We start from the raw sequence: 12,761 nt of genomic DNA, 5'->3' as shown, positions 1-12,761 counted from the left end.
GGCGCAGAGCATGCTCACAGAAGATCGCTGGGGGGCGATGAGGAGGAGATGAGGTCCTTGGACAATAGCAGACAAACGGTAAAACCGATGCTTTGCGTGCCTATTCAATAAATTGGCTTGATGAAACGTTTCTTCACGCACAAAAACCGATAGGCAAGCGCTTGCGTAAAGAAATGTTTCTACATTAGAGTCGGACCACTGACGACAAAAATAATAAAATCAGGAGCTCATTCATGAGCCTTGAACCCTTGCTTGAAATGCAGGGCATCAGCAAAACCTTCAACGGTTTGCGCGTGCTCAAGAATGTCGACCTGAAGGTCTACCCCGGCGAAATCCATGCCTTGATGGGGGAGAACGGCGCCGGCAAGTCCACGCTGATGAAAATCCTCTCCGGCGCCTATCAAGCCGACCCCGGCGGTGAAATCCGCATTGCCGGTGAACCCATTACCTGTTTCGACCCCGCCACCGCGAAAACCCTCGGCATTGCCGTTATCTATCAAGAATTGAGCCTGTGCCCCAACCTCAGCGTGGCCGAGAACATCTACCTGGGCCGCGAACTGCGGCGTGGCTGGACCATCGACCGCAAGGGCATGGAGGCGGGGTGCGTCGAGGTGCTGCAACGCCTCGGCGCCGAATTCACACCCGCCACACGGGTCAGCAGCCTATCGATTGCCGAGCGCCAGTTGGTGGAGATCGCCCGCGCCCTGCATGCCCACGCCAAGATCCTGGTGATGGACGAACCGACCACGCCGTTGTCATCCCGCGAGACCGACCGGCTGTTCGCGCTGATCAAGCAGTTGCGCAGCCAGGGCCTGGCGATCATCTATATCAGCCACCGCATGGCCGAGATCTACGAGCTGTCGGACCGCGTTTCGGTGCTGCGGGACGGCCAATACATCGGCGAGTTGACCCGCGACGCGCTGTCGGCCGAAGTGCTGGTAAAAATGATGGTGGGCCGCGACCTGTCAGGCTTCTACAAAAAGGAACACGCCGCCTACAACCCCGGCAACCTGGTGATGCGCGTGCGCGACATGGCCGACGGCAAGCGCGTGCGCCATTGCAGCTTCGACCTGCATGCCGGTGAAGTGCTGGGCATTGCCGGCCTGGTCGGGGCAGGGCGCACCGAGCTGGCGCGGCTGATCTTTGCCGCCGACCCACGCACTTCGGGCACCTTGGAAGTGGTCGGCAAGACCGTCACCCAACTGCGCACGCCGGCGGACGCGATCCGTGCCGGCGTGGTCTACCTCACCGAAGACCGCAAGGCCCAGGGCCTGTTCCTCGACATGAGCGTGGCGGACAACATCAACGTCTGCGCCTGTGTGCCGGATGCCCATGCCGGTGGCGTACTGGATCGCGGGCATGCCTTGCAGCGTTCAAACGATGCGATCAAGTCACTGTCGATTCGCGTGGCCTCGGGCAAGGTCAATGTCGGCGCGCTGTCCGGTGGCAATCAGCAGAAAGTGCTGCTGGCGCGCCTGCTGGAGGTCAAGCCGCACGTGCTGATCCTCGACGAGCCTACGCGTGGCGTCGACATCGGCTCCAAATCCGAGATCTACCGCATCATCAATCAATTAGCCCAGGCCGGTGTCGGCATCGTGGTGATCTCCAGCGAGCTGCCGGAAATCATCGGCACCTGCGACCGCGTGCTGATCATGCGCGAAGGCCAGCTCGTCGCCGAAGTCGGCGGCGCCTCCGGCCAGGCTATTTCCCAGGAACGCATTATTGACCTCGCCACCGGTGGCGATCAGGTGGTTGCCCATGGCTGAGTTGAATATCGCGACAATTGGTAAAGCAGAACGCGCACGCGAGTTGATGCGCACGGTGGGCATGTTGCCGGTGCTGATCCTGCTGCTGGTGGGTTTTGCCCTGGCCAGCGAGAACTTCCTGACGGTGCAGAACCTGTCGATCATCACCCAGCAGGCGTCGGTGAATGTGGTGCTGGCGGCGGGCATGACCTTTGTGATCCTCACTGCCGGTATCGACTTGTCGGTGGGCGCGATCCTGGCGGCCTCGGCCGTGGTGGCGTTGCAGGCGTCGATGTCGCCGCAGTTCGGCATGTTCGGGATTGCCGCCGGTATTGGCTTTGGCCTGCTGCTGGGGTTGGTCAATGGCGGCTTGATCGCCTTCATGCGCCTGCCGCCGTTTATCGTCACTCTCGGCGCACTGACGGCCATGCGCGGGCTGGCGCGTTTGCTGGCAGATGACAAGACCGTATTCAACCCGGACCTGCCGTTTGCCTTTATCGGCAATGACTCAGTGCTCGGCGTGCCGTGGCTGGTGATCATTGCCGTGGCCGTGGTGGCGCTGTCCTGGTTCATCCTGCGCCGCACGGTGATGGGCGTGCAGATCTACTCGGTGGGCGGCAACCCGGAAGCGGCGCGCTTGTCGGGGATCAAGGTGTGGAAAGTGCTGCTGTTCGTCTACGCCATGTCCGGCGCGTTGGCCGGGCTGGGCGCGGTGATGAGCGCTTCGCGGTTGTTTGCCGCCAATGGCCTGCAACTGGGGCAATCCTATGAGCTGGATGCGATTGCAGCAGTCATTCTCGGTGGCACCAGTTTTACCGGCGGCGTCGGCACCATCGGCGGCACGTTGATTGGTGCGCTGATCATCGCCGTGCTCACCAACGGCCTGGTGCTGCTGGGTGTGTCGGATATCTGGCAATACATCATCAAGGGCATCGTGATCATTGGCGCGGTGGCGCTGGATCGTTATCGCCAGTCCGGTGCGCGGACCTGATTCCTACAACAATCACAAGAGAGACCCGCATGAACCTTAAACGTATCTTTCCCGTCATTGCCTTGGCTGCCCTGATGTCCCAAGCCGTCGAAGCCCGTGAGTTGAAGGCCCTCGGCATCAGCATGGGCTCGCTGGGCAACCCGTATTTCGTGACCCTGGCCGATGGCGCCACGGCGCGGGCCAAGGAGCTGAACCCCAACGTCAAGGTCACCTCAGTGTCGGCTGACTACGACCTGAGCAAGCAGTTTTCGCAGATCGACAATTTCATTTCGTCCAAGGTCGACCTGATCCTGATCAACGCCGTCGACCCCTCTGCCATGGCCTCGGCCATCAAGAAAGCCCGTGACGCCGGCATCGTAGTCGTCGCCGTGGATGTGGACGCCAAGGGCGTCAACGCCACCGTGCAGACCGACAACGTCGAAGCCGGCAAGCTGGCCTGCCAGTACCTGGTGGACAAGCTCTCCGGCAAGGGCAATGTGATCATCCAGAACGGCCCGCAAGTCACCGCCGTGACCGACCGCGTCAAAGGCTGCAAGGCCGCGCTGGCCGCCGCGCCGGATATCAAGGTGCTGTCCGACGACCAGGACGGCAAAGGCTCCCGCGAAGGCGGCTTGAACGTGATGCAGGGTTACCTCACGCGCTTCCCGAAAATCGACGGTCTGTTCGCGATCAATGACCCACAAGCCATCGGCAGCGACCTGGCGGCCAAGCAGCTCAAGCGCAGCGGCATCATCATCACCTCGGTGGACGGCGCGCCGGATATCGAGAATGCCTTGAAGACCGAGACGCAGATCCAGGCGTCGTCCAGCCAGGACCCCTGGGCCATGGCGCAGACCGCAGTGAACGTGGGCAATGACATTCTCAATGACAAAGCCCCGGCCGAAGCGGTTACCCTGCTCACGCCAAAACTGATCACCCGTGACAACGTCGCGACGTACAGCGGTTGGTCGAGCAAACATTGATCCACTGAGAAGGAACAGCGTCGTGGTCACCATGGATGACGTGGCAAGCAGGGCGGGGGTGTCGACGTCGACGGTGTCCCACGTGTTGAACGGCACCCGCAAGGTCAGCCCGGCCACCGTACTGGCGGTGCAGCAGGCGATCCAGGCGTTGGGCTACATCCCCAACACCCTGGCGCGCTCGCTGGCCCGGTCGAGCACCAACACCATCGGCGTGGCGATCTCGGCGTTGTCCAACCACTATTTCAGCGAGACGGTGCACGCGATTGAAACCGCGTGCGCCCAGCACGGCTACATGATGCTGTTTGTCGACACCCATGATGATCCGGAGCAGGAGCTGAAAGTGGTCATGGCGCTGCATCATCGGCGGGTCGATGGGATTGTGCTGGCGCCTTCCAACGGCTCAAAGGCCCTGGATTATCTGCGCACCAACGAAATTCCAGCGGTGTTGGTGGACCGCATGATGAGTGAAGACTTCGACCAGGTTGGGGTGGAGAATGCCCAGCCTACCCAGGCGCTGGTTGAACACCTTATCGCCCATGGCCATCGGCGGATCGGCTTTATCGCCGGGCGTGAAGGTTTCAGCACCACCGATGAGCGTGTTACCGGTTACCGCGCCGCATTGCAGGGGGCGGGGCTGGTGTTTGATCCGGAGCTGCTGGTCAATGGCGGCTCCAATACTGAGCCTGCGCGCCAGGCCACGGTGCAGTTGCTGGGCCTGGCGGCACCGCCGACGGCGATCATGGCCGGCAACAACCTGATGACCCTGGGCGCCATGCAGGCCCTGCGTGATGCGCAGATCGACGTGCCAGCGCAGATGGCGCTGGTGGGTTTTGATGATTTCGACTGGGCGGATTTTTTCGTGCCGCGCCTGACCTTGATCGCGCAGCCCGTGCAGGCACTCGGTGTCCAGGCGGTGAACCTGTTGTTGCAACGCATGGCATCGCCCCACGCGCCGACCCAGAGCCTGCGCCTGGCGCCGACCCTGCAATGGCGTCATTCATGTGGCTGTAATGGAGTGGAATGACCCCGTATGAGCAATCCCGTTTCCCTCGGCATCGACCTCGGCACCTCGGAACTCAAGGCCATCCTCATCGACCTCGACGGTACGGTGCTGGCCCATGCCGGCGTGCGTTTGAGCGTGTCGCGGCGTCATAGCGGCTGGTCCGAGCAAGACCCGCAGGATTGGTGGCAGGCCTGTGTGCAAGCGCTGGCCCAGTTGCGCACACATGAGGCATTTGCGCGTGTGGCCTGTATCGGCCTGTCCGGGCAGATGCACGGCGCGGTGTTGTTGGGGGCGGATGATCGGGTGTTGTACCCGGCGATTCTGTGGGATGACTCCCGTGCGGTCGCCGAGGCCGAGCAGTTGGGCCCGGAATTCTCCGGCATCATCGGCAGCTTGCCGATGGCCGGGCTGACGGCGCCGAAACTGCTGTGGCTGCAACACCATGAACCTGAAGTGTTCAGGGCCATTGACTGTGTGCTGTCGCCCAAGGACTACCTGCGGTTGCGCCTGAGTGGCGAGCGCATCAGTGAGATGTCGGATGCTGCCGGCACGTTATGGCTGGATGTGGCACGACGCGCGTGGTTCGCGCCCATGCTGCGCGCTACGGGACTTGCGCCGGAGCAAATGCCCCGGTTGATCGAAGGCGGTGCCGCGAGCGCTTGTTTGACGGCGATGGACCTTGGATTGTCGGCTGACGTCGTGATTGCTGGCGGCGGTGGCGACAACCCGGTGGCGGCTGTCGGTATCGGTGCGATCAATGCTGGCGACGGCTTCATCACCCTAGGCACCAGCGCAGCCATCGTCGCAATCACCGACCACGCCGCCGGCAACCCGGCCAGCGCCGTGCACAGTTTCTGCCATGCGCTGCCCAGCCGTTGGTACACCATGGGCGCCATGCTCGCCGGGGCCAGTTGCCTGCGCTGGGTCACACGGCTGACGGGCACTGCGGATGAACAGACGTTGCTCGACCAGGTGCAGGCGCAATTGCCGATCGAACAACCCGTGCCACTCAGCACGCCTTTGTTTCTGCCCTACCTCGCCGGAGAACGCACCCCCCACAACGACCCACTGCTGCGCGGCGGTTTCATGGGCCTGGGCCACGACTGCACACCCGCGATGCTCGGTTATGCGGTGATGGAAGGCGTGGGGTTCGGTTTGCTGGATGCGCTGCGCGCCGTGCAATCGGCCGGCGCCGACGTCGGGGCCTGCGCCTTGGTGGGCGGCGGGGCGCGCAGCGAGTATTGGGCGCAGTTGCTGGCCAACATCCTGCAGCGGGAGATCTTCACGTTACACGGCAGTGAGTTGAGTGCCTGCATCGGGGCTGCGAAGTTGGGGTTTCTGTCGATCGGGCAGGGGGAAGGTTTGTTGCAGGCGGGGATGGCGGTGAAGGCGCGATATTTTCCGGATGCCAAGCAGCAGGTGGTACTGGAAGTGCGTTACCGCAAGTTCCAAGGCTTGCTTACTGCGGCAAAAGCGCTGCATGACTGACGGCTGCCGCTTCCTGTGGCGAGCAGGCTTGTTGTGGCGAGCGGGCTTGCCCCGCGTTGGGGCGCGAAGCGGCCCCTGTCAAGACCACCGCAGTGTGTCAGGCAATACCGCATTGCCTGGACTTGGGGCTGCTTCGCAGCCCAACGCGGGGCAAGCCCGCTCGCCACAACAAGCCTGCTCACCACAATAGGTTTATAAACACTTCATAACCAGGCCGCATCCCATAATGGATAGTCACCAATGTGCTCAACCAACTCCGCGCGCAGTGGGTTGGCAATGATGTAACGAGCCATTTTCAACAGGTCCTCGTCCGCGCGTACAGCCCGGTCGTGGTAACCCCGCTGCCAAAACTTTTCCTGACTGCGACGGGCTTTGTTAATGCTCAAGGTACTGCGTGACTTGGTCTGGCGCATCACATCAGGAAGCGTTGCGTTATTGAGGTCAAACAACCAGTGAAAGTGGTCTGGCATGACCACCCAGGCGAGGGAGTTCACCAGACCCGCGTCATGGGCTCGCTTGAATTCAGCGACTAATAACCGCCCTAGCTTGAAATCGTTGAATAGGGGCTGGCGTCGATGCACTACAGCAGTGACCAGATAAGATCAGCCTGATTCTGAATAGCGACCACGACTTAAAAGATGAGAGTTGGGCTGGCGAGGCAATCCGTTGCTCCTTTGAATGGATAGGGATTTTTCACGCTAGCAGCGCAGATGACTCTGTCGCGTTGAGTTCAGTGTCTTTGTGTTACTTCAGTTCTGTGGTGAGCAGGCTTCCTGTGACGCACGGGCTTATTGTGGCGAGCGGGCTTGCCCCGCGTTGGGGCGCGTAGCGGCCCCTGTCTGACCACCGCAGTGTGTCAGGCGAAACCGCGTTGCCTGGACTTGGGGCTGCTTCGCAGCCCAACACAGGGCAAGCCTGCTCGCCACAACGAGCCGGCTCACTATAGGAAATCTGTTTCTTTATTCATCAGTCCCCCAGCGGCGGCAGACGGCGTTTCACCGGGGTTTTCTTGACGATTGCAGTGTTGGTTTCGGCGTAGGCATTCAGCTTGTCGAGCAGGCTGTCCAGATGATCCATGGTGCGCACATGCAGGCGTGCGATGAAGCAGTCGTCGCCGGTCACCTTGTCGCACTCGGTGAATTCGGGAATCGCCTGGATCTGCCGCTCCACCTCATGCAATTTGCCGGGCAGGGGGCGGATGCGCACGATGGCTTGCAGCAGGTAGCCGAAATGCTTGGGGTCGATGTCGACGGTGTAGTGGGTCAGCACGCCGCGTTCTTCGAGACGGCGCAAACGTTCACCGACGCTGGGCGAAGACAGCCCGGTAATGCCGGCCAGGGCCTTGAGGGACAGGCGCGAGTCGTCCATCAATGCCGCGATGAGTTGCTGGTCGATGGTGTCAATCATGGTGTCCACCTAATAAGTAAAGGCAATCCAGCAATTTGGCCTTTTTTATGCGCTGGAGCCGCTGCTGAGCAGATTGCCATAATTGAGCCTCACTTGAGGAGCTTCAATCATGAACACATCCATCCGTCGCGGGTCGTGGGAAATGATCGCCGCCATGCTGATCTCGGGCACCATTGGCTGGTTTGTATTGGTGTCTGGCGTGTCGGTGATCGAAGTGGTGTTTTGGCGTTGCGTGATCGGCGGGCTGACGCTGTTGCTGGTCTGCGCACTGCTGGGTTACTTGCGCCTGGACCTGCTGAGCTGGGCCAAGCTCGGCCTGGCGATGCTCAGCGGCGTGGCGATTGTCGGCAATTGGTTGCTGCTGTTCGAATCCTATTCCCGTGCGTCGATTGCCATCAGCACGGCGGTGTACAACGTGCAGCCGTTTATGTTGGTGATGCTGGCGGCGGTGTTCCTGGGAGAAAAGATCACCGTGCAGAAACTCGCGTGGTTGAGTGTGGCGTTCCTGGGGATGCTCGCGATTGTCACCGCCCATGGCGACCAACCGACTGGCGACGACTACTTGGTCGGCATCGCCCTGGCGCTAGGCGCGGCGTTTCTGTACGCGATTGCGGCGCTGATCATCAAGCGTCTAAAAGAAGTGCCGCCGCATCTGATGGCGTTGATCCAGGTGACCACCGGCGCGCTGTTACTTGCGCCGATGGTGCCTTGGAACAGTCTGCCGGCCACCACCAATGCCTGGACGGCTTTGGTGACGCTGGGTGTGGTGCATACCGGTTTGATGTACGTGCTGCTGTACGGCGCGATCCAGAAACTGCCCACGGCCATTACCGGTGCGCTGTCGTTCATCTACCCGATTGCGGCGATCTTCGTCGATTGGATCGCCTTCGGGCATCGCCTGGGTTGGCTGCAATGGCTGGGTGTGGCGGCAATTCTGCTGGCGGCGGCGGGGTTGCAGCGGGGCTGGTGGTGGCCCCGCTCCCAGAGCGTCAGTGCGTACCCTGGAAAATGATGTTTTCCGGGTTGAAGTGCTCCACTGCGCTGCCCGGCTGCGGCAAACCGAGGATATGCCCCTTGATCTTGCCCACCACGTGCATCTCGCACGGCTTGCAGTCGAACTTCAGGGTCAGCACTTCATCGCCGTGAATCAGTTGCATCGGCGCGACCTTGGTTTTCACGCCCGTGACACCCTTGGCCTGTTTAGGGCACAGGTTGAACGAGAAGCGCAGGCAGTGCTTGGTGATCATCACCGGCACTTCACCGGTTTCTTCATGGGCTTCGAAGGCGGCGTCGATCAGCTTCACGCCGTGACGGTAATAGAAATCACGGGCTTTCTGGTTGTAGACGTTGGCCAGGAACGACAGATGCGCTTCCGGATAGACCGGCGGCGGGGTGGTCTCGGCTTTGCGTCCACCACGCGGGTGAGCGGCCACACGGGCAGCGGTCAGCGCTTCGATCACTTCGCGGCGCAAGGCCTTGAGCTGTGAGTTGGGGATGAAGAACGCCTGCGGCGCATCCAGTTGGATGTCGGTCGCGTGGTATTCGGTGGTGCCCAACTGGCCGAGCAGGTCGCGCAGGGTGTCCAGCGCCTGTTCCGGCTTGTTGGCCACGCCGAACGGGCCGGGCAGGGTGACGCTGGCACTGATGCCTTCTTCGCTGGTGGCGGTGACTTCCAGCTGTGCTTCGCGCAGACGAGCAGCCCAGGTCAGGCCGATACGGCGTTCGGATGAAGTCTTGAGCAGAGCCTGTTGCCAGTTGTGGTCCAGGTTACGGTTCAGCGGGTGGTTCGGGCGCAACTGGTGCAGGCCGGCCGGCATTTCATTCGGCTCGACGCGGTAGCGGTAGCGCTTCTCGCCATCTTCCTCGAACTCGCCTTTAGGCTCCGCGATGTTGGCGCGGAAACCCACCACTTCGCGCTTGATCAGCACGTTCAGGCCATCGCCATTGGACAGCGGCTCATGGGTGACCACTTGCAGGTCACGCTTGCCGGCTTTTTCCACCACTCCCACCGGCAGGCCGGTGAAGGTTGGAGTGTCGAAGGCGCCGATGTCGACCTTGCGATCGGTAACAAAATAGTCGGTGCTGCCACGGTGGAAGGTTTTTTCCGGGTCCGGCAGGAAGAAGTGCGCGGTGCGGCCGCTGGAGGCGCGAGCCAGGTCCGGGCGGTCTTCAAGCACGTCATCCAGGCGCTGGCGGTAATAGGCGGTGATGTTCTTCACATAACCCATGTCCTTGTAACGGCCTTCGATCTTGAACGAACGCACGCCCGCTTCGACCAGCGCACGAATGTTGGCGCTCTGGTTGTTGTCTTTCATCGACAGCAGGTGCTTTTCAAAGGCCACGACGCGGCCCTGGTCATCTTTCAAGGTGTACGGCAGGCGGCAGGCCTGGGAGCAATCGCCCCGGTTGGCGCTGCGGCCGTTCTGTGCGTGAGAGATGTTGCACTGCCCGGAGAATGCCACGCACAAAGCGCCGTGGATGAAGAACTCGATGGCGGCATCGGTTTCGTCGGCGATCGCGCGGATTTCCTGCAGGTTCAGCTCACGGGCCAATACCAGCTGCGAGAAACCGGCCTGGTCGAGAAACTTGGCGCGGCCCAGGGTGCGAATGTCGGTCTGGGTGCTGGCGTGCAGCTCGATGGGCGGAATATCCAGCTCCATCACGCCCAGGTCTTGCACGATCAACGCGTCGACGCCGGCGTCGTAGAGCTGATGGATCAGCTTGCGCGCGGGTTCCAGTTCGTTGTCATGCAGGATGGTGTTGATGGTGGTGAAGACGCGCGCGTGGTAACGGCGGGCGAATTCCACCAGGGACGCGATATCGCTCACTTCGTTACAGGCGTTATGGCGCGCGCCGAAGCTCGGGCCGCCAATATACACGGCGTCGGCGCCATGCAGGATCGCCTCGCGCGCGATGGCGACATCGCGGGCAGGGCTGAGCAATTCCAGGTGATGCTTGGGCAAGGACATAGTTTTTTTAGTCAGGCTTGTCACGGTTGAGGCGCGCATTGTAGCTGTGAAATGCCTGACCGGCACCCACTCAGGCTTGAGCGGCCATCGCAGTGACTTCCACGCGCATGCCCTCTACCGCCAACGCGGCAACGCCAACCGCCGCACGCACGGGCCAGGGCTTGGCAAAGAAGCGCTTGTAGACCTCGTTGAAGGCGCCGCGATCAGCCATGTCCGTCAGATAAATGGTCAGGTGCATCACCCGGTCCATGGAGCTGCCGGCCTTTTCCAGGGCGACTTTCAATGCTTGCAGGGTGCATTCGCTTTGCAGGGTGATATCCCCCAGCTCCAGGCTGCCATCGGCGCGGGTCGGGATCTGGGTGGACACCAGGATGCCGTTGAAGCCGATCACATCCGAAGAAATCGAGTCGGCATCGGGATCCGGGGTGTAGTGCAGGTCGTGGTTGGCCATGGGCGCCTCTCATTGGCAGGTTCAGAAAGGCGCCCATGGTCCCCGAAAAATACCGCAGGGGCAAACTACGCCCAGCGGCGGAACAATACGCTGGCATTCTCGCCGCCAAAGCCGAAGCCGTTGGATCAGTGCGTTTTGCAGGCTGGCCCTGCGGCGAGCAGCGGCATGCGGGAGCGGTTCGCACTGCTCGACGCAGAGCCTTGAGTTACGGGGCCTCCAGCAATAATTTGGCGCCAAAAAATAAACATTTCTAGCGCATAAAGTCGCGTATTTCCCAGCCGATAGCCAATCAAGAAATCGGTTTTTCCGGACGGTTGAGGGTACGTCATGTTCAATAAAGCACTCAAAACAGAACTGGCGGCCAGGACGGCCGAATACACTGAGTACAAAGGACTGATTGTCGCGCTGGAACGCTCCATGGCCGTGATCGAATTCGACCTCAATGGCAAAGTGTTGCGGGCCAACGATAACTTTCTCAAGACCTTGGGCTACAGCGCGGATCAATTGACCGGCAAATCACACCGCGACTTTTGCTTGCCGGCGCTGGTCAGCAGTTCGGCCTACAGTCAATTCTGGAGTGATTTGAAAGCCGGCAAGTTCGTGTCAGGCACCTTCAAACGGGTTCATGCCAACGGCAAGACCATCTGGCTGGAAGCGAGTTACAACCCGGTCCTGGATGAACGCGGACACGTGCTGAAAGTGGTCAAGTACGCCTTGGACGTCACCGACAAAGTGGAGGTGGAAGCGGCCACCTCCAGCAAACTGGTCGCTCTGGACCGGGCCATGGCCGTGATCGAGTTCGATCTTGGCGGCCAAGTATTGGACGCGAATACAAACTTCTTGAACGTGATGGGGTATTCGCTGGCGGAACTCAAAGGCAAGCACCACCGCTTGTTTTGCGAGCCGACCCTGATCAACAGCCACGAATACACCGACTTCTGGCGCCGCCTGAACAATGGCGAATTCTTTACTGGGCAATTCAAGCGCCTGGGCAAACATGGCCGGGTGGTATGGCTGGAAGCCAGTTACAACCCCGTCTACGACGGCGACGGCAAGCTCATCAAGATCGTAAAGTTCGCCAGTGACATCACCGAGCGCGTGGAAAAGTTCGAAGAAGACTCCCGGGGCGCGTCGCGGGCCTACCATATTTCCTCTGAAACGGAACGCTTTGCCGAGCATGGCACCCAGGTGATCCAGGAGACGGCCAGTGAAATGCGCCGCATCGCCGACAACATCGGCGCCTCCGCGCGGCTGGTGGGGCAGTTGGGCGATCGTTCCGAGCAGATTACAGCCATCGTCAACACCATTCGCGGGATCGCCGACCAGACCAACCTGTTGGCGCTCAATGCGGCGATCGAGGCGGCGCGCGCGGGGGATCAGGGGCGAGGCTTTGCGGTGGTGGCCGATGAAGTCCGGCAACTGGCCGGGCGCACCAGCCGCTCGACGGCGGAAATTGCCGAGATGATCGGCATGATCCTCTCGGAGACCCGTGACGCAGTGACCAGCATGAATGCCACCCAGGAGGGCGCGCAACGCGGAGTCAGCCTGGCTGATCAGGCGGGTTCGGTGATCCTGCAGATTCGCACCAGCACCAGTGACGCGGTGGAGGCGGTGAGCATGTTCGCGTCGAAGCTGGATGAGTCAGAAGTCATTCCCAAGACCGCAGTGGGTTGGGTCGGCTGATTTAGCGAGGGCGCTAGCTGTGAAAAGCTCGCGTGCTAGGAGGGGGCTTTCTGTGGTGAGGG

General features: G+C 61.1%; 10 protein-coding genes and 2 pseudogenes. 8 read left to right on the top strand and 4 right to left on the bottom strand.

Features of this window, described 5'->3' with window-relative positions; all coding sequences use genetic code 11:
- The first annotated feature begins 233 nt into the window (after positions 1-233).
- From ACP7EW_RS23315 to xylB, 5 genes are read left to right on the top strand one after another with little or no spacing between them, the layout of a single operon-like run.
- On the top strand, positions 234-1,766 hold the full coding sequence (locus ACP7EW_RS23315) for a sugar ABC transporter ATP-binding protein (RefSeq protein WP_426220063.1): 1,533 nt from the start codon (positions 234-236) through the stop codon (positions 1,764-1,766).
- Entirely contained in the window at positions 1,759-2,736 is a 978-nt protein-coding gene (locus ACP7EW_RS23310) for an ABC transporter permease subunit (RefSeq protein WP_016975702.1), read from the top strand. The genes ACP7EW_RS23315 and ACP7EW_RS23310 overlap by 8 nt, the downstream gene beginning before the upstream one ends.
- A gap of 29 nt (positions 2,737-2,765) precedes the next feature.
- Complete coding sequence (locus tag ACP7EW_RS23305) at positions 2,766-3,698, top strand: ABC transporter substrate-binding protein (protein WP_028616135.1); 933 nt, start codon at positions 2,766-2,768, stop codon at positions 3,696-3,698.
- A gap of 22 nt (positions 3,699-3,720) precedes the next feature.
- A complete protein-coding gene (locus ACP7EW_RS23300; RefSeq protein ID WP_426220060.1) occupies positions 3,721-4,722 on the top strand; it encodes a LacI family DNA-binding transcriptional regulator in 1,002 nt (333 codons plus the stop codon).
- Between the two features lie 6 nt (positions 4,723-4,728).
- Entirely contained in the window at positions 4,729-6,189 is a 1,461-nt protein-coding gene (gene xylB / locus ACP7EW_RS23295) for a xylulokinase (RefSeq protein ID WP_426220058.1), read from the top strand.
- 203 nt (positions 6,190-6,392) lie between these two features.
- Here xylB and ACP7EW_RS23290 read toward each other — a convergent pair.
- Both ACP7EW_RS23290 and ACP7EW_RS23285 read right to left on the bottom strand, forming a co-directional pair.
- Positions 6,393-6,851 (bottom strand): annotated as a pseudogene (locus ACP7EW_RS23290) (REP-associated tyrosine transposase).
- Between the two features lie 304 nt (positions 6,852-7,155).
- Positions 7,156-7,596, bottom strand: a complete 441-nt coding sequence (locus ACP7EW_RS23285) for an Lrp/AsnC family transcriptional regulator (protein WP_038843286.1) — start codon at positions 7,594-7,596, stop codon at positions 7,156-7,158.
- Between the two features lie 109 nt (positions 7,597-7,705).
- On the opposite strand from ACP7EW_RS23285, the gene ACP7EW_RS23280 reads away from it, so the two are divergent.
- A complete protein-coding gene (locus tag ACP7EW_RS23280) occupies positions 7,706-8,608 on the top strand; it encodes a DMT family transporter (RefSeq protein ID WP_426220055.1) in 903 nt (300 codons plus the stop codon).
- Here the strand turns inward: ACP7EW_RS23280 and ACP7EW_RS23275 are convergent.
- Both ACP7EW_RS23275 and ACP7EW_RS23270 read right to left on the bottom strand, forming a co-directional pair.
- A complete protein-coding gene (locus tag ACP7EW_RS23275; RefSeq protein WP_426220053.1) occupies positions 8,586-10,565 on the bottom strand; it encodes a peptidase U32 family protein in 1,980 nt (659 codons plus the stop codon). The two genes, ACP7EW_RS23280 and ACP7EW_RS23275, sit on opposite strands and share 23 nt — an antisense overlap.
- Positions 10,566-10,635: 70 nt before the next feature.
- Positions 10,636-11,016: a RidA family protein gene (locus ACP7EW_RS23270; RefSeq protein ID WP_038843294.1), complete on the bottom strand. Its 381-nt coding sequence runs from the start codon at positions 11,014-11,016 to the stop codon at positions 10,636-10,638.
- 327 nt (positions 11,017-11,343) lie between these two features.
- Here ACP7EW_RS23270 and ACP7EW_RS23265 point away from each other — a divergent pair.
- Together ACP7EW_RS23265 and ACP7EW_RS23260 are read left to right on the top strand one after the other, a co-directional pair.
- Positions 11,344-12,111 (top strand): annotated as a pseudogene (locus ACP7EW_RS23265) (PAS domain-containing protein); the annotation flags it as partial.
- A 3-nt stretch (positions 12,112-12,114) separates the two neighbouring features.
- Positions 12,115-12,699: a methyl-accepting chemotaxis protein gene (locus tag ACP7EW_RS23260; RefSeq protein WP_370737450.1), complete on the top strand. Its 585-nt coding sequence runs from the start codon at positions 12,115-12,117 to the stop codon at positions 12,697-12,699.
- Positions 12,700-12,761: the final 62 nt, after the last annotated feature.

The organism is Pseudomonas sp. DWRC2-2 (assembly GCF_049897885.1).
Lineage (GTDB): Bacteria > Pseudomonadota > Gammaproteobacteria > Pseudomonadales > Pseudomonadaceae > Aquipseudomonas > Aquipseudomonas azotoformans_A.
This window is presented reverse-complemented; position numbering and strand designations above follow the sequence as displayed.